Annotated in this window: 16 protein-coding genes; 10 read left to right on the top strand and 6 right to left on the bottom strand. The window is 35.9% G+C overall.

Features of this window, described 5'->3' with window-relative positions; all coding sequences use genetic code 11:
* The 5 genes from ACFQZJ_RS07010 to ACFQZJ_RS06990 form a co-directional block, all read right to left on the bottom strand.
* Positions 1-1,062, bottom strand: coding sequence for a hypothetical protein (locus tag ACFQZJ_RS07010; protein WP_379933358.1), 1,062 nt, complete (start codon positions 1,060-1,062; stop codon positions 1-3).
* A gap of 44 nt (positions 1,063-1,106) precedes the next feature.
* Positions 1,107-2,021 (bottom strand): hypothetical protein, encoded by a 915-nt coding sequence (locus ACFQZJ_RS07005; RefSeq protein ID WP_379933356.1) that lies wholly within the window; start codon positions 2,019-2,021, stop codon positions 1,107-1,109.
* On the bottom strand, positions 2,018-4,660 hold the full coding sequence (locus ACFQZJ_RS07000) for an N-6 DNA methylase (protein ID WP_379933354.1): 2,643 nt from the start codon (positions 4,658-4,660) through the stop codon (positions 2,018-2,020). Before ACFQZJ_RS07000 ends, ACFQZJ_RS07005 begins: the two co-directional genes overlap by 4 nt.
* A 4-nt stretch (positions 4,661-4,664) precedes the next feature.
* Positions 4,665-5,897, bottom strand: coding sequence for a DUF2130 domain-containing protein (locus tag ACFQZJ_RS06995; protein WP_379933353.1), 1,233 nt, complete (start codon positions 5,895-5,897; stop codon positions 4,665-4,667).
* 63 nt (positions 5,898-5,960) lie between these two features.
* Positions 5,961-6,956 carry a helix-turn-helix transcriptional regulator gene (locus ACFQZJ_RS06990; protein WP_379933352.1) on the bottom strand — a complete coding sequence of 332 codons (996 nt, stop codon included), beginning with the start codon at positions 6,954-6,956 and terminating at the stop codon, positions 5,961-5,963.
* A gap of 751 nt (positions 6,957-7,707) precedes the next feature.
* Between ACFQZJ_RS06990 and ACFQZJ_RS06985 the strand changes: the two genes are divergently transcribed.
* The 10 genes from ACFQZJ_RS06985 to ACFQZJ_RS06940 all read left to right on the top strand — a co-directional run bounded on the left by ACFQZJ_RS06985 (position 7,708) and on the right by ACFQZJ_RS06940 (position 18,632).
* Positions 7,708-8,067 (top strand): single-stranded DNA-binding protein, encoded by a 360-nt coding sequence (locus ACFQZJ_RS06985; protein ID WP_379933350.1) that lies wholly within the window; start codon positions 7,708-7,710, stop codon positions 8,065-8,067.
* 62 nt (positions 8,068-8,129) lie between these two features.
* Complete coding sequence (locus ACFQZJ_RS06980) at positions 8,130-8,516, top strand: DUF6876 family protein (protein WP_379933348.1); 387 nt, start codon at positions 8,130-8,132, stop codon at positions 8,514-8,516.
* A 69-nt stretch (positions 8,517-8,585) separates the two neighbouring features.
* A complete protein-coding gene (locus tag ACFQZJ_RS06975; protein WP_379933347.1) occupies positions 8,586-9,041 on the top strand; it encodes a JAB domain-containing protein in 456 nt (151 codons plus the stop codon).
* A 6-nt stretch (positions 9,042-9,047) separates the two neighbouring features.
* Positions 9,048-9,266 carry a hypothetical protein gene (locus tag ACFQZJ_RS06970; protein WP_379933346.1) on the top strand — a complete coding sequence of 73 codons (219 nt, stop codon included), beginning with the start codon at positions 9,048-9,050 and terminating at the stop codon, positions 9,264-9,266.
* A gap of 377 nt (positions 9,267-9,643) precedes the next feature.
* A complete protein-coding gene (locus ACFQZJ_RS06965) occupies positions 9,644-10,210 on the top strand; it encodes a BfmA/BtgA family mobilization protein (RefSeq protein WP_379933344.1) in 567 nt (188 codons plus the stop codon).
* 3 nt (positions 10,211-10,213) lie between these two features.
* On the top strand, positions 10,214-11,239 hold the full coding sequence (gene mobB / locus ACFQZJ_RS06960) for a MobB family relaxase (RefSeq protein WP_379933342.1): 1,026 nt from the start codon (positions 10,214-10,216) through the stop codon (positions 11,237-11,239).
* Positions 11,240-11,430: 191 nt separating this feature from the next.
* A complete protein-coding gene (locus tag ACFQZJ_RS06955; RefSeq protein WP_449288671.1) occupies positions 11,431-12,825 on the top strand; it encodes a type IV secretory system conjugative DNA transfer family protein in 1,395 nt (464 codons plus the stop codon).
* 120 nt (positions 12,826-12,945) lie between these two features.
* Positions 12,946-13,680 (top strand): phospholipase D family protein, encoded by a 735-nt coding sequence (locus ACFQZJ_RS06950; RefSeq protein WP_379933341.1) that lies wholly within the window; start codon positions 12,946-12,948, stop codon positions 13,678-13,680.
* 170 nt (positions 13,681-13,850) lie between these two features.
* Positions 13,851-17,648 carry a WD40 domain-containing protein gene (locus ACFQZJ_RS06945; RefSeq protein WP_379933340.1) on the top strand — a complete coding sequence of 1,266 codons (3,798 nt, stop codon included), beginning with the start codon at positions 13,851-13,853 and terminating at the stop codon, positions 17,646-17,648.
* Between the two features lie 84 nt (positions 17,649-17,732).
* The gene (locus ACFQZJ_RS06940; protein WP_379933338.1) at positions 17,733-18,632 is read left to right on the top strand and encodes a hypothetical protein; all 900 of its coding nucleotides are present in this window, start codon (positions 17,733-17,735) and stop codon (positions 18,630-18,632) included.
* 14 nt (positions 18,633-18,646) lie between these two features.
* Here the strand turns inward: ACFQZJ_RS06940 and ACFQZJ_RS06935 are convergent, their stop codons facing one another.
* On the bottom strand, positions 18,647-22,825 hold the full coding sequence (locus ACFQZJ_RS06935; RefSeq protein ID WP_379933337.1) for a caspase family protein: 4,179 nt from the start codon (positions 22,823-22,825) through the stop codon (positions 18,647-18,649).
* Positions 22,826-22,847 lie beyond the last annotated feature (22 nt).

Genomic DNA, 22,847 nt, shown 5'->3' with positions numbered 1-22,847 from the left:
CTATTTTTTTAAATTCTTTAATTCCTTTTCTTTTTGTTCAATTTTTAATTCACTTTCACTTGATAGAGAACTAAAATCAAGACGTTTTGCATGAACTTTGGAAACTTGTGCTCTATTGTTAGACTGCTGGTCTTTTAATTTTCTTTTCGAAGTTTCAATAGTATCAATCTCCTCTCGTAAACGATTGATTTTAGATTTTAAATCTTCAATATCACGGTCTTTACCATCTATCATTGAATCCAATTCACTAATGTCCGCTTCAATAGTATGGATTGAACTATTCAAATCATTTTGTTTTATGTCAACAACATTGATTTCATTTTTTAACTCCTTAATTTGGTTTTCAATTTCCGTAACCTTCATAATTCTTAAACCGGCCAAGTAATTGAAAGCCATTTCAGCTTTGGTGAAGTTTCCAATTAAGACATTCTTAAATGTACTTTCCAAACCTTTGTAAATATCGATGCTCTTATCTCTTATATCAGGCCAATTCCTTACACCCTTATACGCCCTGATGAGCGGAATAGCAGCAATAGCAAACCCGATTGGCCCTATAACCGTAGAAATAACTGAGGACATTGTTGTATAAACTGAAAAGGCCAGTGTAATATTTAAAGCTGCAGAAATAGCACCTACTGATGAAGAGGCTAGCAAGTAAATTCCCATTCCTGATATTTGTGCTGCCCCCAGTGTAGACAGAGCTGCAAGTGAAGCTACTTGGTCTTTTGATAGGCCCTTATTTTCTAAATGAACTAAAAACTCCTTTTGCTCATCTACCGATAATTGCTGAAAATTAGTTTGATAAAGAGACACAAATAGTTCAGACTCTTTTTCATAGGCCGAATCGGTAGCTGACAAATAAATATTGTTTTGTTCAGCTATCTTGTCCATGAATTTCAAATAGTCCATGGGGTCATTAAAAAACCCTTTTACCGGAGATAATACTTTAGATAATTTTCTTTCTAGGCTCGCTACAGGCTCTTTTTCACTTGGTTTGATTTCAAATAATTTAAACAAGACCTTTAATTCTTCTCTCGAAAGCATTTCTAAGGGGTAATTCATGTCAGATGTTGTTAGTTATAAAAAATTAGATTTTGTTGCCAACATTAAAGGTTCTCTTCATACGTTTTTTTGAACCAAAGTAAGATTTCAAAGAGCCCATTCCTTAAAGATTCTACCGCATAATTGGATATCATATAGACATCATTGTGTTGATTTTCCAAATAGTGAATATAGCTACCACAGGTATAATAAATCCATTCATGTAAATTTTGGATTTCACGTGTTTGATATACTAGCGATGTAGGATTCCATCGATTCTCCCTGTCCTTGGTTACATTACCTGATAGGTGTCTTATTATAGTGTTGAACGAATCACTGGCATTCGGAATAACATTAATAGCTTGTAATTTCACAAGACAACTTTCATGTATACTTCGAATATTTGTAAGCATCCCTTTTAGATCAGAATTGTTCGAGGGTAAAGGCTTAATTAAGAGGTTCATAACATTTTCTTGAACTGAATAAGGTAAATAGCCAAGTTCAAATATTTTGAATAATTCAGGATTGTTAATTCGTGCTTGGGTTTCCGGAAGTTTATCGGCTTCATCAACTAACTTGTTCCACAAATCTTCATATTCTTTTGCCCCTCCTAGTTTGTCAAAGACTTTCCCATCTTTAAATGCCGCAGCAAATTTGTTCTCTTTTTTTGTAAACGAATCCTGCCCGGACAAAATAAACCAAGGCAACTTTTTACGAGTCTCTAACCGGAGTAGTGCTTTAGCGACTTTACCCATGGCAACGTCTTGGGTAGGCGTTCCTTTTTCAGAGGAGGTTTCATAGAAAATGCCATCTAGCAAAGCCGCGTCGTAGGCCCCTATATTTTGCTCTAGTTCGGTAATACCATCTTCAGCATTACCATAACCAACTAAATGGATTCCCTTTAAATGGGCACTTTCACGAATTCTTTTTCGATCTTGATGTTCGTCATCAAACCAAATAACCTTATAAAACTTACTCATTCTTCAAGTATTGGAAAGCTAAAACTAAACTTTGTTACACAATCATCTTTTGGTCTTTGAATATTCCTGCCTAATATGTTGGAATATCTTATTTCTGGGGCATTATCTGTCCCTAAGTCATCGACCAGGAACCAATCTGCTTTATGTTTTCTGACAATTTCATTAACTAACCAAAGGCCAAAACCATCTCCTTGTTTACTGCTATTACTAAATCCCCTTTTTTTAAGAACATCTAAAGTTATGTTCTTAGGCATGCGTTTTCCGGTATTGGCCATCGTGAAGAAAATTCTTTCGTTGGCCGTATCTTCATTATATCCCCAAACATAAATTTCAATCAAATTTTTTTCACCCTCTATAAAAGCATGTTTAACGGCATTGTCAATCATATTATCCAATAGTGTATTGATCAACTCCTTATTACCTAATACGTACTCAAAATGTGTATTTGGACTGCTGTTAAAAAAATCTCTATCAAAGTCAAATTCAATCGAATATCCCAAAGACGTTCTGTTTTCATTTTTGCGCTTTATATAATTGTCAATATGCTTCAGCAAGTTTAGTTTTTCAAGCTTCTTTTGCTCAATGCTTTGTGATGAACTCAATTTGGTAGCAATTGTATCTAAAATAATAGCGACATGTTTTTTTGAATCTTCAATGTGTTCACCCAGCGTATATAAGTGATTATCTGAAACCTTGGCATCCAAAATTTGTGGCATCTCATTTTTAGAAATGTTCTTGATGATGGTTTCGATGTTATTTAATGCATGTTCCAGATCAGAGAGGGGCCCTGCAACCGTATGTCTTAAATAAGAATTCTGTTCAATAATATTCGATTCAAGGTCGTCCACCTGTTTTTCCAAACCTTGTATTTTACCGATTTCTTCCCGTTGCTCCTTTAGGGAAGGAAGATGGATTTTTAAATTCAGAAAATCTTGTTTTCGCAGCCTGGGAATAACTCCCGTTACTAAAACTTCGAGTTGGTCTTTAACTTTGGTTGAGTTCAGCTCTCTAACCAACCAATTGGGGTCAACAAGTTTTTCATTTATAGTAAAGGGGATAACATCATTTGAAATATGTATAATTTCATTGCCTGGGCTTAAGAATGAAGGTTTTAAATTGCTTCCTATTAATGACACCAAATAAGTGTCTTCATTAATGAATTTTCCATTCCTAACCCTTTTATTTTCAATGAATTCAATATTTATATCAAAATCTTTTGGGTCAACTTTTAAATCCTTTGTAGAAATATGTTTGAATTCCATAAAGGGTGACCTCTCCGTATAATTAATTTCATCTGTATTTTCAAAGTGTTTTAATGCTTCTCTAAAAGAAATAGTTTTTTCAATCTTTATAACATCTCTTAAAGCAGTTCCCTTTATTCTGTCTACCCAATACCTTTTAAGATTTAAATAATAATCGTTTTCTGCTATAAGGTCTTGACTGACAAATTCCGGTAATAAGGTACCTTCCGGAATATAGGCTGTCTCGGGTTCATTGACATGGCTATCTTGTACACCTAAGGTCTTCCTTATCTCGTCGAGCAAGCCCTCTGCATTAAACCATTTGTCATACCGGTTTACTTTAGTAACATATTCAGAACCATGAAAAAATACTATTTCGTTTTTATGTGTTTTATTTTTGTTGATTAACAAAATCTCAAAAGGGATGCTAGTATGCATTAATAGGCCACCCGGGAACGAAATTACAGCCTCTAACAAATCCTTATCAACTAAAAACTGTCTTACTTTTTTGTCACCATGGCCAGTTAAGAATACTTGGGGTACAATCGTTATTAATTTACCCTTGGCCTCTAACAATTTTATTCCCTCTTTTAAGAAAAACCCCTCAACAAATTTTTCTCCTGAAAATTCTGCTTGTTGTTTTTTTGAAAGGCGAAGTCTAAAAGGAGGATTGGCAATGACTAAATCAAATTTTCTGGAAGATGGCCAGTTTCTAAAAGAATCAGCATTTAAGAAATCACTATGAGAAATCCTGTTATGCGCATTGAGCCGGAGTACGGCAACTGCCCAGGTTAATGCATTTATTTCATGTCCAAGATATTGCTGATGTTCTGTTAATTCAATTCCAAAAGTTCCTAAACCTGCAAAGGGATTAAAAACACTAGCGTTACCTTCTAAATTCGCCAGCATTATCAAGAACCTACCAATCTCTATTGGTAGCACGAACTCACCCCCTCTTTTACCTTGTACCCCTACAATGATTTCCAGAAAAGCATCGAAAACCTCTTCAAAATTGTCACTATTGGCATATTGTTCCAATTGTTCAATCATGTCAGATTGGAAATATTCAATGATGACCTTTGAAGTACGTTTGTCTTTAATAGTTTTATTAAAGACATCGTTTACCTGTAAGAAGATTTTTTTTTCTTCCGGTATATTTTTAATAGCAAACCTGGTCTTTTCGTAATATAGATCAAGTCTGTTCTCCTCTTTTCCAAAAAGCGTGTTATCATCATTTATAGAACTTTTTTCGGTAATTACTTCTAATTCTAAGCCCTCTTTGAAACAGGTAAGTATATATAAAACCAGATAAACGTTTTCATTCGACATACCAAAACTGTAAAGCTTATCTATAAGCTTAATATATTCCTCTTTTTGTATGTTAGCGTCGTTGTTCAAGCTATTATTCATTTAATAAATTATCGTCTGTATTTACCAATTCTAAGGCCCTGACATTCTGTATTGCATTGCCGGCTATCCCCTTAATAGAACCATACATATGAATCGTATTCGATACCACCTTTTCAATTTGCTTTTCCCTCTTCTTCCATATTCGTTGCATTGCATTCTTTTCTTTTAACAAATCTTCCTGCATTTGAGTAAAGCCTTCTACAATTCCTTCCACTTGTAATTTGAATTCATTACTGGTAAGGAAGTCATACAGCATCACCATTTTTTCTCCTTTATTCTCTTGAGAAACTATGGCAGTACTTATTTGAACAATGGATTCGCGTAATACGGCACTTAATCCTTTAAATTCTTCATAGGTACAAATCCAAATGCCCTCCTTCATCCCCATTCTTTCCATGTCTGAAGGTAGGACTTCGGTCACCAACACGCCAATATTGGCGTTGGTATCCCGGATATCATTTTTAAACTTTTCAATCCATGCAGGTTGAAAGGCCTTAGTACGCTTACTTTCGTAATAAATGGTGCCACAATTCTGCTGCTGCCGGGTATTTACAGTTTGAAGGCAGTCGGCACCATTTGCACCTTTCTTTACCTCATCGATAGTATCTAGAGGAAATTGCAAGGCCAACCATTCTTCCATGGCCAATTCTTGTACTTCCCCTTGCAATTGCATAGAACCTTGCTCATGCTTTCTTTTCATTTCTTCCATGAGTTTCTTTTGATCGGCCAATTGCTTTTCGTATTCCTTTATTTTAAGTTCGTTACGTTCATCTGAAGCCTTTTTAGCCTTTTCCTGTGCTTCTTTTAGGGCTTCTGATAGTAACAATTGAGATTCAGCTTCAATTTCTGTACGCATCTCATCCTTTTCCCGTTTTAATTTGGAAATCTCCGCTTGGGCCTTATTAAATTCCTTTACTTTTTCAGATTTTTCCTTAAGTTCTTCCTGAAGGGCCTTTAATTGTTCGGCACTTTCCTCCGAAAGTTCCTTTTGAAGCTTCGCTCTTAAATTAGCCTCCGCTTTATTGGCAGCTTCCTTTAATCGTTCTTCAAAGGCTTCTTGAGCCGCTTGTAAAGTTTCTACTTGTTTCCTCCAAGTGTTCTTTTCATTGGCATATTTTAACTGATATTCTTTTCGTAACCCCTCTTCTAGCTGATGTTTCAAAATATCATTGACATCAATTTGCGTTCTACATTCTGGACATTGTATTTGCGTGGTATTTTCCATAACAATAAAGATTTTAAGATTAGAGTACAAACTTAAAATCAATCCATGCAGTGTATCTGCATGCTAATATATTTCATTCATTTTTTTTACTTTCTCAGCCAAAACTTCTCGTACTATTACCGGCGATACTACTTCAACATCTTCTCCAAAAGACAATATAGTCTGATATAATTCTTGATTGGGTATTACCTCAATTTCTACTGTTAAACCAGAAGTATCCTCCCGATCTAACTTTTGACTTTCATGAATGGCCTTGGTCGTAACATATTTAATCCTTCCTTCAGAAAATTTCAATTTGATTTTTTGTAGCTCCTCGTTATTCGGCCTCGTTACTCCAATAATATCTTCAAAATATTCCTCCCAATTAATATCCGGTATTTGAAATGACCTTCCTTTATCCTCTATCCGATTAATTCTATCCAACGGATAATTTGAAATGGCCTGAAAATTTTCATTGTAGCAAAATAAGAACCATCTGTTATTGTATTGTTTTAAATGATAAGGATGTACCAATACTGTAATTGATTCCTTTTTATAGGGTTGGTAGTCCAATTCAGTTACTTTATTCTTAATAATCAAATTAAAAATAGTTCCCAGATGCTCTCTTCCTTTTAGATACTTATTTTCCTGGTAACTTATTGCAGAATCATGGGCATTTGCCACTAATTCGAATGCTGCCTCCATTCGCGGAATTATTTCCTCTATCCAATCAAATCCTTCTCTTCTCCGATATCGACTCAAAATAGCTATGGTAGTTTGTAATTGCTCACTATCATTCTGATTTAAAGGATGGTCTGCGATTGAAAATTCTTTACTGGCATATCTCAATACCTTCTTTTTTCCATCTTTTAAATTTTCATTCAATTCGACTCCAAAAAATTCCTGCATAAAACTTATGTCATACTTTAGTTGTCTATTTTGAATACCCTCGGTTCCCATTTCGAGTAAAACTTTATTTACCTCTTCCAGCAAATCTTCATAAGTATACCTACGCTGAAAATTACTTAGACAATTGTCCAAGACGTTATAACGTATTTGAGCATGTTTGTTAGTTGCCATAACTCAAGTAATTTTAAATAAATGGTTTTACAAATCAAATTTAGTGAAAACATATGCAGGGATTCTGCATAGCTATAATTAAAAAGGAAAAACATGCTTGTAATTCTAAAATTAATAAAAAGGTCTAAACATTTATTAAGTTAAATTGATATCAGTTTTCCTCAGCCCATTCCCACTCCATTCCGTTACTCTCCATTCCGGGCAATACGCTTCTTACCCTATTATCTTGGACACAATCCCCGTTTTTGACTTTCCATTCCGTTAACCCTTCCCGATGCTCTGGGAAGGAACACCTCATTACACGCCAAAACCGTGAATTAAGTCCGCTTCAACTGAAATTGATATGTAGTGTTTTGTTCCGCTTCAAGAGGCCTTTGAAACTTCACGTTTAAGGGTTTCAATCTACTGCCCTACCCGCCGCCATTCTCCTTTTTTTGACGGCGAAAAAACAACATTCACTCTTGCACGACGGCATAAACCAGGGGGCCCCTGCCCCACTTATTTATACGTCTTAACCAAGCCTGAATATTGTAGTGGTGTAAGCAACAAAAAAAGGGAATAGCGACGGCTCTGTGGGAAGTAAATCAAAACCGGAAACCATGAAATCATATCAAATCCTCAAAAATGAAGCGGAACAAAAGTTAAAGAACAACAAAAAGGAAAACGCTCGAGGTGTAATAAGTAAATCATTTTTAAAAGCTGTTCGAAGGGTTCGGACAGGCATATTAATCAATTCTAAATTTTTTAAATCATGAGTAGTATCAAAAATTATGTGCATCTGTTAGGGAACATCGGGGATGATCCCAAAGTAACGGAACTGGATGGAGGTAAAAAGGTAGCCCGTTTTGCGTTGGCCACAAATGAAACCTACAAAGACGGTAAAGGGGAAAAGCAACAAGTAACCGACTGGCATACCATTGTTGCTTGGGGCAAGACCGCTGAGATCGTGGAAAAGTTTGCACACAAGGGCAAGCAGGTCGCTATTGTAGGGAAGCTAAAAACAAGGAGCTATACCGAGCCTAACCAAGGGAACCAACGATATGTGACCGAAGTGGTCGCCGATGAAATTTTGCTCCTAGGAGGCAAGAACGAAACAGCTGCCACCAATTAAATCAATTAAAAGGGTGCTGCGGTTTTGACGGCACCCTTTTCATAAACCTAAAAAACACGAATATGGAAACACAAATGAACCCACTGGAACTTAAAGAACGATTGGCCGCATTTTCGGGAACGGAATCGTTTTACAAGATTCCCCTTTTGAATACGGTCATCACAGATGGTATTCAATACCTCGCTAATAAAGCAAATTGTTTTTGGTTGGTAACGGATGCATCGGTAGTCGCTAAAAGTCTGATAAACCGAAGTTCCTTTATTACGGTCGATTTTAAAAAACTGCCAACAGCACAACAAAAGGTTTTAGGCTATGCCGCTGTTATAGAGTATAGCGACGGAAACGATACCATTCTGGAAACGCAAAAATATCACTTAACGGATTTTCCTTTGGAAACCATCCGGCTATTTTTCACCAATAATACGCTGATGCTACCAAGCGAGTATTAAAAAGAAAGAGGGCGACACCGTGGAAAGTTACGCCCTCTTTTTCATCGTCTAATCTTAAATATTAAACCAATGAGAAACGAAGTTAATGAAATTCAAATAAGCTATTGCGAAAAATTAGGGGTACTCAATTCAGAACCTGCGAACTCCTCCGATAGAGTTGCCGAACTATTATACCAAACATGGGATAAAAACACCATCGGACTGCATGAAACCTTTAAAGTGTTATTGCTCAATAATGCCAATAAGGTAAAAGGTACATTTCAGGCATCTACGGGCGGACTTACGGGCACCTTGGTAGATGTTCGAATACTCTTTGCCGTAGTACTAAAAACCCTTTCTACATCCATTATAATAGCGCACAATCATCCATCGGGAACTAATAAAGCCAGTGGTGCCGACATCGCCTTGACAAAAAAGATAGAAAAGGCAGCGGAACTTTTCGACATCCGAGTATTGGACCATCTGATCATACTGCCCGATGGTAACTATTTTAGTTTTCGAGATAACGGATTAATGCAAAATTAGAAGGTCATGGATATCCACATCTCTATTCCCTTTCGTTTAAATTTCAATAATCTGGACAGGGAGACCCAAGAACACCTGATGCAACAATCCAAACAGGAAGTCGAGCAAAAATTTGGGGAGGACTTAAAGGCCTATGCAGCCCAAAACCATCTGGACTATGACCAACTTTTGGAAGAGGAAGCCATTAAGAACCTCTATAACCATCAATTCAAGTTTACTATCTAAACCATGTATTTAGAGAAACGAAAGAAGGCAGCCCAAACGGTTGCCTTTTTGTTTACGGATTCCCAGTCTTTTTAGCCAATCCTGAATATTCCTTAAAAATCAAAGTCCCAAACTCTTAAAATTTTGACCTCGAAATCCAAAAGACAATCGAGCAACTAACTTGAATGTACCCCAATTTTCTCCTGCGGAGAAAAAAGGAAGAGCAAGAGGGTAACACGCTGGCGCGACGTTACAAGCCAATCAAGTATTCTAATATATTGAATGCCAGTATTTTAAATGATTTTGAAAATAGAATATCGCCATTACAAAGCCTATTTTTTGCGTCAAATGCCCTGAAAAGGCCTGTAAATAGGCGAGAATTTGAGTCAAAGTAAATTATGTCAAGTACAAAAGAAACCTTTAGTACCCTTCGGGTAAAAATTCCGACCGCAAAGAAGTTCAGGAAATTCTCCAAGGACCTCTTCCAGACCCATACCGAAGCCTTGCAGACAATGCTTGATTTTTTCTTTTACAATGAAATCTCACCCAAGGAACGTTTTGGTCCTACCGCCAGAACCTTGGAGAATCTCATCAAAAAACGCTTCAATGCCATGGCAGCCATTATGAAGGAAATGGACAAGCATGGGGTATCGCCCACCAGGGCCATGATGGAACTACTTTTTGAACATGCCCCACAAAAAAATGCCCCACAAAAAACATCAGGAACCGGTAACAAGGAACTCCCGGCAAACAATGATGCCTTCTTTAAAACGGCCTTTGAAACCATAGAACTGCAAAAGGAGAATACCGTTTTAAAGCAAAATTTGGAACAAATACAATTACAATTTATGGATACCCTGGATAAAGTGGAAATCAGCAAATCAAGCTTTCGGAAATCAAAATTACAATTGAATATGAAGCTCGAAGAATACCACCAATTGAAATCATCCCTTAAAATAAACTAAACAATGTATATCAGTATTTCAAAACAACACCTCGGCAACAACTTTTCCCAAAGTTCGTCCGACTTCGTGAACTATCTGGAAAAAGAGAATGAAGGCCTTCTCCCCGATAATCAAGAACAGTTCTTCGATCAGCACAACGATAAAATCCCTCCGGAACAGGTGGTCCAAGAAATCGATGGGAACACGGCCAAACTTAAAAAGGTGGAACCAAAATTCTACTCCCTGACCATCAACCCCAGTCAATCGGAATTAAAAGCAATCAACAACGACCCTGAACAACTTAAAAAATATGTTAGGGAAGTAATGAAGGACTATGCTGCTTCCTTCCATAGGGACCAACCTGTCACCGTAGATGACATCAAATACTTCGCGAAAATTGAACACGAACGAACCTTTAAAGGTTTTGACCGCGAAATCCGGGAAAACCAACCTTACCGTGCGCAAATCGTAAGACTTGAAAATGACATTCGTAAAGTGGAGCGGGGTGAAATCACCGGCAATACGACGGCGATGCATAACAAAATAGAAAAACTGAAATCTGAAATTCCCCATAAAATAGCGGGAGTACCCGTTGAGCAAGGGATGAAAAAACCGGGCTACCAGACCCATGTACATATTATTGTAAGCCGGAAGGATATAAGCAATCGGTATAGCCTGTCCCCTGGAAGCAAATACATGGAATCATCCTCTAAGCTAAACGGTAAGATGATCAAACGGGGATTTAACAGAAACCTGTTCTACGTAAGGGCGGAAAATACCTTTGATACCCTATTTAACTACAAACGTAATTTTGTGGAAACCTACGAGGCCAGAAAATCCTATATCAAAGATCCACAGCAGTATTTTGCCCATCTTTTGGGACTACCTACCAACGAACGGAGCGCAGCTTTCAAAATATTGGGAAAAGCGGGGGTGCAGGTTCCACAAGTGAACATACCTACGAATAAAGTTCAATTGGCCCTTAAGACCATTAAACAGTTCAAAAAGGCCATGGATGTGGCGCGATCATCGAGTTCTATCGGAATCTAATGACCATGAATATCCTATCCGTAATACTAATCTATTATACGTCCGCAACAGGCTTGATACTCTTGATACACCGATACTATCGTCATGCCTTTGTCGGGCTAGCCTTTGTATTCCTTTATATAGGCATCATAGGGTGCTATGGTAATACCATACATTATAGCCTGTACTTTTCCTTTTATTGGATTCTTCCCTTGTATGCCATCAATTTGGTGTGTCATGGTTATCTCAATGAACAGGATAACCAGGAAATGCCAAAAAAATATCAGGTGAAATTTCACCTACGTAATGGAACCCTGAACATGAAAAACGTACGTAGGGGTGTTTCAATCATTGGCTCAGCAGGAAGCGGTAAAACGGAATCCGTTGTTTTTAATTTCCTCAAACATTTTAATACCCACGGATTTTGTGGAATCATCCACGATTATAAAAATTTTGAGATCACCAAGATGGCCTATCCCCTATTTCAGAACTCCAAAATCCCTTTCCATATCATTTCGTTTGACGATATATATAGTCGGGTAAATCCAATAGCACCCCGTTACATGGTAGATGAAGAGAGTGTCAATGAAATATCGCGTGTACTTCTAGAAAACCTATTGGAACAAAAGGAATCCGGCTCCTCAGGATCCTCCAAGTTTTTCAATGATGCCGTTGAAGGACTTTTAGGCGGATTGATCTGGAAGTTGAAGACGGAGCACCCAAAATACTGTACCCTTCCCCATTTGATTGCAACCTATCAATACTTGGATACCGAGCAACTGGTGTCCTTTCTAAGTTCCGACTTTACCTCAAAAGCGATGGCCAATGCCTTCATTTCGGGGATAGCGTCGGAAAGACAGACCGCGGGAGTCATGAGTACTTTGGCCAATGCATTAAAGAAAGTTAGTACCCAACGTATTTTTATGACGCTCTCCGCAGATGAAATTCCTTTGGATATAAATAATCCGAAGCATCCCTCGGTAATTTCCCTTGTAAACAACCCAAAGTTCGATACCGCCTACTCCCCTGTTATTGCTACAATTATTCACACCATTACCAAACAAATGAGTGTCCGAAACCGCCTGTCCTCCTTCTTTCTTGCGGAGGAGGCTTCTACGTTTCGACTGTTGAACATGCAGCGGATCCCGGCTACCTTACGGAGCTATGATATCATGACGGTTTATGTTCTCCAAGATAAGATTCAAAACGATTTGATGTATGGGGACAAGGCCAGTAAAGCCATATTGAGCAATCTCTCCTACCAGTTTTTCGGGAAGGCCAATGACCCCGACACGGCAAAATACTATGAACGTTTTTTTGAAATCATCAAACAACCCACCCGTAGTATCAGTAAGAGCAGTAATTGGAATTTCGATGCGCGGATTACCAAAGGGGAAAAGGATGTCAGCAAAATTCGCGCGGATGTTTTCTTCCGATTGAAACGCGGGGAATTTATAGCCTTTGCCGATGGCAAGGACAAGCGGGTCAAGTTTGAAAGGCCTGATATAAAACGAGAACTACCAAAGCCCGTCTATGCTCAAAACCATCCTGAGATTCGTGCCAATTTTCAACGTATACATCTTGAGGTTAGAAGGCTTTTCAAATAAAGTAAATCGGAGGTAATCAAGATGAAATATACTTCATTTTGACCTTGAAATTTCGTATCTTAAAAGGTCAACAAAAGCCCTAAAATTGTGTGGTTCAATCAGGCAAAATGTGATATTTATATGGGTACCGGAGCCGGTACCAAGTTGCTAAAGGAAATCGGAAACGCCCAACGTTCCGTGAAAATTTCCTCGCCCTATCTATCCCCTAAAATGGTCGATGAATTGGTTTGGTTACATAAAAAAGGCATAAAGGTCACCTTGATAACCTCCGATAAATTTGACAGTAGGAGCTATCGCCAGGAAAAGAGTATTCAACCATTGGTGGTTCAGAACCGGCATTTGGATGAGGCTGCCAATCGAATCAGAAAGCGCTGGTTTAAGGTTCAAAAAGGATTTGTTATACTCAGTATCGCCCTGCTTATCCTAATGATGCTACTGTTCTTTTTTACGAATAATTGGTTTTATGTTTATTTCATAGGAGTTGCCCCTTTATTTTTTTGGATCTCCAAATATGCCAAAAAAAAAGTAAATAACACGAGAATCTATTCGTACACCTACGCACCACTTTTCCCATTCAAAGTTTTCGTTGCTCCCGATTCCTACCGGATTAATGATATGTTCATCCATGGCAAAATCTATATCATCGATGGGTATACTGCCTATTTGGGTTCTTTGAACTTTACGGAGAGTGGCACCAAGTACAATTATGAAACTAGGATTCGGGTGACGGATATCGACGCAGTCAGAAAAATTGAAGATGAATTTGATGCCTTATATGACGATTCGGATTTGGCTTTTTTTGGAGTTGAAGATTGGGGTAAATTAATTTACGCTGAATCTATTAATCAAATCTAAAATTTTCATTTTTCCCATTCTAGATGGGATTGGATATTTAATTCTAAGAATATCCAAGGATTATTTTTAAAAAAAAGATTGACTTTTAATTAAAGTATATCAATTTAATCAGAACTTTTAGTTTTAAAATTAATGGTAAATTTAAAGTCATTAATTATCTGAATAACAATATGATGGCTTTTAAAAAAAAACTAGTTGTTATATTTTCTCTGTTAACTTATATTTTATTTTGTCAAGAAGTTAAAATAGGGTTACCTCTTGGATCTAACAACAATATAACTAATGCTGAATTCAGTTCAAATGGAAAGCTTGTGCTCACAATCTCTGATGAACACGACGATGCAAGGATTTGGGATGTAAATACCGGAAAGCTACTTCGTATACTTCAAGGACATACTGATAAAGTTACCTCATCACAATTTAGTCAAAATGGTGAACTTGTCGCGACAACTTCCATGGATGGAAAAACACGCCTATGGGAATTAGAAAAAGGTAAACTTTTATTCATTCTTGAAGGGCATGAAGACGCAGTGACGTCCGCACAATTTAGCCCAAATGGTAAGTTTTTAATAACCACCGCACTTTTATTTGACAATACTGCCCGTATTTGGGACGTAAATACAGGAAAACTTGTACGTACCTTGGAACATACCGATCCAGTCAATTTGGCCCAATTCAGCCCTAATAGCAAACTCGTTGTAACTTCGTCTGATCATATTACCCGCCTGTGGGATGTAAATACTGGAAAAATCCTTCATATACTTGAAGGAAATAATGATTGGGTCAAAGCAGCTCTATTCAGTCCAGACGGAGAACTTGTCATAGCAATATCTGAAGAAAATACTATTTTTCTTTGGGAAGTAAAAACGGGAAAACTAATTAGAGTATTTAAAGGACATACCAAATCGGTCAATTCGGCTCTATTTAGTCCAGATGGAAAACTTATCGTAACAGGGTCTAATGATAATACAGTACGTATTTGGGAAGTAAACACGGGGCAACTAGTTAAAATACTTGAAGGACATACCAAATCGGTCAATTCGGCTCTATTTAGTCCAGATGGAAAACTTATCCTAACAGCGTCCGATGATAATACAGCACGTATTTGGGAAGTAAACACGGGGAAACTAGTTAAAATACTTAATGGACATACCGAATCGGTCAATTCTGCTCGGTTCAGTCCAGACGGAAAACATATCGTAACAGCTTCTAATGATAATACAGCACGTCTTTGGGAAGTAAGCTTGGGGAAACTTATTCATAACCTAGATGGACACACTGTTTTTACATTACATGTTCAATCTAGTCCAGACGGAAAACTTATTGCATCAATTTTAAACAATAATACAATAAGCATATTTAATATAAATTTAGGAAAGGTTACACAAATACTTAAAGGTCATTCTGATTCAATAAATTCTTTGCAATTTAGTCCAGACGGAAAACTTATCCTAACTGCATCTAGTGACAATACAGCACGACTATGGGAGGCATACACAGGGAACCTAATTAAAGTACTTGAGAAACATAGCAATTCTGTAAATTCGGCTCAATTTAGCCCAGACGGAGAACTTATCTTGACTGCATCTAATGACAATAGTTTACGTCTACGGGATAAAAATTCAGGAGAACTTCTACATGTATTAGAATACGTTGATAATGGCTTTATATCTGAATTTAATTCTGTGTCAGCTGAGTTTAGCCCAGACGGAAAGCTTATAGTAGCGGCATATGGAGATGGAAAAGTGCGTTTATGGGACGTGAATACAAGAAAGCTTGTAAATATCTTAGAACATGCGGGAGAAGTTACCTTCGCTCAATTTAACCCAGACGGAAAACTTATAGTAACGGCAACTGATAATAACGCCCATATTCGGGACGTAAATACAGGAGAAATTCTACATACCTTTAAACATATCGATTATGGCACAAAATCTATCTTTTATGTCAAATCAGCTGAGTTCAGTCCAGACGGAAAGCTTATAGTAACGGCATATGGAGATGGAAAAGTGCGTTTATGGGACGTGAATACAAGAAAGCTTGTAAATATCTTAGACCATGGCGAAGCAGTTAAATACGCTCAATTTACTCAAGATGGAAGTCTCATTCTGACAATACCAAGCTCCGGAAATTATATATCTGTTTGGGAAGTAAACACGGGAAAACTTATTCATAAAATAAATGGGCTATCCTCGGGGCTAGATGAAGTCAAGGTTGATTCAAATAGAAAATTTATTATTTCAACTTCAGCCGACGGTTATTTATTACTATGGGATTTGGATAAGAGGGAGCAATTTACAAGAAACTTCACCTTTGATTCCGACCCTAATAAATGGGTGCATTTACACCCCTCCGGATTATTCGACGCTTCCCCAGAAGCTATGGAACTCATGTATTGGACAAAAGGATTGGAAGTTATTGAATTTTCACAATTAAAAGATAGGTACTGGCTACCTGGATTGTGGGAGAAAGTAATGAAAGGAGAAAAATTACCCGATGTTCGTAATATGAGCGAACTAAAACTACAGCCAGAAGTAGAAATTAAAAACATTACAGCAGATGATGTTACCGTGCATCTCACCAAGAGGGAAGGAGGTTATGGTAAAGTTTCATTGTATATCAATGGAAAAGAAGCTAAAAGTGACATCAGATCGGATAACATGGACTCCACCTTGACTGAACAAACCATTTCGGTCTCTATAAAAGATCATCCGTTTCTTCTGGATGGAGAAAATGAGATTACCGTTAAAGCATCCTCAGAAGACGGGTTTGTTCAAGGAAGGGGTGCTGTGGGTAAAGCAATAGCAAAAAAGAATGCCCTAAACCAACCCCAATTTTATGGAGTTGTGATTGGGGTTGGCGATTATGCCAACAAACAATTAAACTTAAAATATACGGTAAATGATGCCGAGGCTATTGCCAAAGCTATGCAGATAGGGGCAGAAAACTTGTTTACTGCAGATAGAACAAACATTTATACCATCACATCCAAATCAGATAAGTTACCCAACAAGCAAAATATAAAAGAGATATTTAAAGAGATAAGTAACAAAGCAAACGCGGAAGATATTATTACCGTCTACCTGAGTGGCCATGGTATAACATGGGGTGGAGATCAAGGTGATTTCTACTTTCTTACATCAGCTGCTACCGCTACCACTAATGAAGCCTACAACGATCCAGTCATCAGGCAAAATAACACCATATCTACGGCGGAATGGGTAGATTGGCTAAAGGAGATTCCTGCATTAAAGCAGGTCATGATAATTGATGCTTGTGGTTCTGGAAAAGCGGTAGACAACTTGATTGCGGAAAGAGATATTGAACCTTCTCAGATAAAGGCTATTGACAGGATGAAAGACCGTACAGGTATGTATATTATCTCTGGGTGTACTGCGGATGCAGTTAGCTATGAAGCAAGTATGTATGGTCAGGGATTACTTACCTATTCTATACTTCAAGCTATGAAAGGAGCAGCTCTAAAAGAGGATAAATATGTGGATATTTTTACCATCATGGATTACGCCAGAGAAACTGTGCCAAAGTTGGCGGAAGGCATTGGTGGCATTCAAGAACCACAATTATTAATTCCAAGAGGTGGATCTTTTGACATTGGTATGCTTAGCAATATTGATAAAGAGGCTATTCCTTTAGCTAATCCAAAAACAGTATATATTCGTTCAACGTTAGTTAACGCAGAAGAATTTGAAGATAACCTTGGACTCTCAGAATTATTAAATCAAGAGTTATCGTTAACATCATCTAAAGGTAAAGCTTCACCCCTAGTCTACTTTGATTCTGCAAAATTTCCAAATGCTTGTAAAATTAGTGGAGGTTATACTATCGAAAAAAATGAAATTTTCCTTTCCTTAAAAATTAGATGCGGTGAAGATTTAAAATCGTTTGACTTAAAAGCGAAAACAAAAGAAGCATTGGTTAAAAATATTATAGAATTAATAGACGAATAGCTACAATACGAATCTCTTAAAAATTAATAATCAGGTTTTATTAATTGAATTATTATAAATAAATTGACGCTATTAAATTTCAAGATGAGAAAAGCCACTATTTTATACATTATATTTTTATTAAGCGCCTGTGGAGTCCATAATCGCTCTAATATTCAGGCGGAAGAAGAATTTATAGTGGAAATGAAACGTGCCGATACTAGAGGTGGGTTGATTGAAACTGTTCTTCAAGGTGTATTCTTTGGCGCTAGCTATCTAGCTGATAAATCGTCTAAATCACTTGTGAACACCTATTCGCAATCACTTTCTATAAACAATTACTATAATACCGATCTGGGCAAAGTAGAAAAAACCTATAAAGAAATTCATCTTAAAAAGTTTTCAAAGCCCAAGGATGCTATTAAAAATGAAGAAATTAAAGCTATCGTCAGCAATGAATTTGAAACGTTACCTAAATCTCGCGGAAACACAGGGGCCCTTGATTTAAAAGATGTAATACGAACGGAGGAAGATGACATGCTCAACTTTTATGCAGTTATTGAATTAATTAGCGACCCTCAAAACCCTGGAGTTACTCGATTAAGCTTTAATGAATTGCGTGTGTTTTTCTCGAAAACCAAAATATTTACTGATGAAAACTTAAATGCCAAAATTTCTCTTTCTATAGAAGGACAATGGCGAGGCGAAGATGGTACGCCAAAAAGTGCTGTTTTAATTGAGCAAGAATATGATTTTAAAGATTTGAAATACGGTGCTGATAACCAAATTAAAACACCCATTTTATCCCCTTGGTATTATGATATACCAATAACAACTGAATTGAATGATAACGATAATTATGGCGTGGTGAAGGTTAATGTTCGATTAGAAGAGTACGAAGGAAATAAAAGCAAGTACATTAACAAATTGCCTAGTATGCTTAGTGATAATAAAGACGCCATAATTACTGATGGGGCGTCAGCTATTGAGAAACTTGCTAATTGAAAATTATTGGTATATCACCACATTTTCAAATTTGATGATTTATTGATTTCTCGCAGATCGGGCACTTGTTTTCCATTGGTCTTCATCATAACATTTTTAAGCATGCTTTCTATATTGTCATTTGTCAAATTAATAGTTTTATCTAAGTCTTCTTTATTATATAGGAACGAATTATTTCCTTTGAGCTCATTCTTTAAAATATCTATGTAGGCCGAGGTAAAGGCTCCGTTTCCCAAATCTTTATTCTCATAGGCTACGTCTCCTCCGGATGAAGCAGAAATGATAGTGACACCACTTTTTGACATAAAATCTTCAAATAAATCGGAAACTGCTTCTGATATTTTAAAGGCGACTTTTTTTGTACTTCTTGACTTTGAACCACGCGTATCAGACGCTAAACCTGAACCTAAACTAACATTATCCGAGGAATCAATATCTAGTACATTACCTGAATGACAAGAATCCATAAGTAAAAGTTTATTATTAGATTTAGATTGTTTTAAGTGTTCTAATATCAAATTCAGAGCTACTCCTTTTTCTTGAACGTTAGTAAAATTCATGTCATGTGGAGCAAAATAATAATTAAGGTCCGTATCTAATACTCCATGACCTGCTAAAAAAACAATGACTTGATCGTTTGGTTTTGCAGTTTTGAAAAAATCGACTAATTCGACTTTAATGTTATCTGAAGTCGCCTCTTTATTGGTAAGATAATTAACAAATGAATTCTTAAATGAATATGCCTTATTATTTTGTAATAACCTATCATCAGCTTTATTTAAAGGATTTTTCTCCAATAATCCCGATTTGCTCCCAATCCATTTGTAATGGTTATTAAAAAAGGTGAAACTATCTGATTGTAAATTGATAGTTGTCAATAACTCGCCATTTAAACTATAGGTTTCAGCAATGGAAGAATTACTGTCGTCTGACGGCTTAACAATTGTATACGCTAATCCGTCATCTGACAGAAAAATGTCTGAACCATAGTCAACAGAATCTTTGATTTTTATTGGCAAACTATTTTTATCTTCAAGATTTTTATAAAATAGAGCATCCTCCATTCCTAGGGCTGCACTGTATATAAAATGATTGCCATCGGTTGAAATTGCTCTTGGTCTAGCGTTCAAATCCATTTCAAAATCAGCAACATTTTCCTTAACAATCTCACCATCTTGATTAATACTAGTATAGGGTCGAAGATTAAATGAAATGTCTTTAAAAATATCCTTTGGCCCCTTACTAGAAACATTTATGGTTAATCTTTGCGACCAGAAATTTTTCTCTGAATCAAATTTTACCCATTTATTTCGTGTTATAGGTTGAACCCAATCATTAGAACCTATTTCAAATGGTAAATCTGATTTATTGAAGGATTTAGTGACGAAATTATAATTGTAGAATTCATTATTCACTGTTTTTATATAAAACCCAGAATTGTCAGGATTGATAAAGGTTACTTTGTCATCTGACCAAACGCTAGGCTTAAATTCTTTTGGAAGTATGATAGATGAAATAGTTTCTATTTTAAAATCCCATAGAAAATAATTTCCTGACCTATTTTCTAACCAAACTGTTCCATCACTGCTAACAGGTTCTAATTTTCCAGAATATTCGTATGAATCTTGATATCGTTTTAAACTTAATTTAGTTTCGCTATTAAAATCGTTTAGCTCGTATGTATTGCCATAGAATTTACGATTATAACTATCTATGGACGTACGATCCAACGTTCCATAAATCTTAGCAATATCAATAGCGTCCTTATCTGCAAAAGTAAGGTTATAATCAGATTCAATGTAGTCCGAAACTCCGATAGTCAATACATAAAGGTTGGGTAATTCGTTCTCATTTTTAGTACTCCTCTTATTTTTAATTGGTGAAGTTATATTAGTGGACAAATTGATTGAATCAACATTTTTGTATTTATACTCCCCTCTTATGTTCAAGGCTTTATTTAAAACAGAAAGATATTCCTCATTGGGTTGTCCGAAAATCTCAAGAATATTCTGGGGTTTAAAAAAGTCTTTCTCTAAATCAGATAATAGTAATTTCTTGTTCCCCTTTATTGCAGTGAGATATTCTTCTGAATTTATGTTACTGAAGTAATTACCTTTATAATCTATAAAAACATGACTCTTTTTGTTTGGATGTATCATACTTCCTAATTCTAGCAAAGAACTAGTATCATAAATTGAGATTTTTCCGTTAGATAGACTAATCATAGCTTTAGTCTCATCATTATTTAATGATATGCTCATAGGAAATTCAGATTGGGAAAAGTTCAACGATTTCTCACCAAAAATCACACCTAAACCTTGAACAATAGCCGCAAGTCCCTCACCCAATAGATCTAAATCTGAAAACAGCACACATTCTCTTTTCTGGCTAGAATACGTATGTTCTTCAAAAAAGCCTAGAAAAATTGTTTCTTTATTACATTTGTTAATATCAATTTCCATAAAAGAATTTGTGATAACAAAGGCATTTTCCGCAATTGAAAATAGCTCATAATTCCCATCTACTAGCTTCTCCTTGAATAATATGGTATTGTTTTCAATAAGGCGAACCTCCAAAAGGTTTGTAGCATCTACCGTTAATAAATATTTACCGTCATTAGAAAATTTCCCAAACTTATATTTACCCTTTAATACCTTTGAAATCTTATTATCTAATACTTGAAATTCCTGCGGTTCCACGAATCCATTATTGGTATACCTTTGAATACTTAATAATAAATTATTTGTTTCATTATTATAGTCTAGAATTGAATTGTAGTTTGTCTCTAAAAGACTTATAGCTTCTACTTTATCATTTATTAAGTCATATTTATAAAAACCATATTCATTCCTTGTACTACTTATTTTCTTATACCCAGAAAAGGGATGAATTCCTGTATTTTTATCAAATAGAAATTCAGATTTTGCATAATCTACGGCTTGATGGTTCACCTCCAAATAATCCTTGTAATCTAAAAGGCCAAAGCGATTCTTAAAGGTACCCGGTTCATAGTACTTAAGTTGATATTCAAAAGGGGTTTGGACATCTGATTTCACCTCTTTTCCAACAACCATCCAACTATCATTCTTCAAAAATGAACCCGAGTAATATTTTTGTGATGTTTTTGGAAAACTCTGAACAACTTCTTTTTTTAAAACATCATACACACAAGATTTCAATACACTATTAAAGTTTTGATTATATCGTTCAAAAAATAAAAATTGATTTTTATCCGTAAAGTAACTTGAAAATACTGCACCTGACTTTAGAGGAGGAACAAAAGACTCAAAAGAATCCCCTTTTTTTGTAATAACAGTGGGGCCTATTGACATTGAATTATGTACAGTAGTTAATGTTACTTGATAATTGTTGTTTGAAACTGAAGGAAATATTTTAACAAACCTATCCAAATCAAAATCTATAGCATAGCTTGGGTTCAAGAAAGAGCCGTATGAGGAAATATTAAAAATTTTAAGTTTATCATTTTCCTCATCTACGGCTAGAGCAAACAACTCATTTGATTGCTTATCAAAAAACAAGTGTAAAAGATATAAATTCGATGGTATTGCAGTATTAATGACATCTTCGTTAGCTTCAATGTTTTTTTGAACTAATTTCGTTTGATTCATTAAATCTCCTTCAACATATGCTAAGTAAGTTGCATTACTAGATACAGCTGCTATGTTAACACTAGAGTTAGGGTAAATTTTGGTTATCTGGCTCATGTTGTTATCAAAGACCTCTAGCATATCTAAATAGTTATTATTAGAGGATAGAATGAGATAATCAGTTTGTTTATCAATAAAACTTCCTGAGAATTTATTTTTTACAATTACCTCATTATCATAAAGTCGAATTCCTAACAAAGAATCAGTAGTTCCACCGCTAAAATGATATTTTTGCGTAAATAGTAAAATAGAATCATTTCGTATAAGTCTCATATATTTTATGGGAATACCTGAGGATTCTCTAACTGTTTTGATATAATCAAAATCGTCAGCATCATTCATTAATATCTTACCAGAATCATCGCTTGTGAAGTAATTTGATTGATTTTTCGAAATTGACAGATTGGTAATATTAGATGAATGATAATCTTTGAAACTAATCTCAATATTAGGTTTTTGGGCATGTAATAAATAGGCTGCCAGAAAGAGAAATACCCTTATGTAATTTTTAAGAATAGATTTCATTCATATTTTATTTATAGTTTTA

The organism is Maribacter chungangensis (assembly GCF_042676845.1).
GTDB classification, from domain to species: Bacteria; Bacteroidota; Bacteroidia; order Flavobacteriales; family Flavobacteriaceae; genus Maribacter; species Maribacter chungangensis.
Note: the sequence above shows the minus strand (reverse complement) of the source record. Positions and strands in the feature narration are given on the sequence as shown.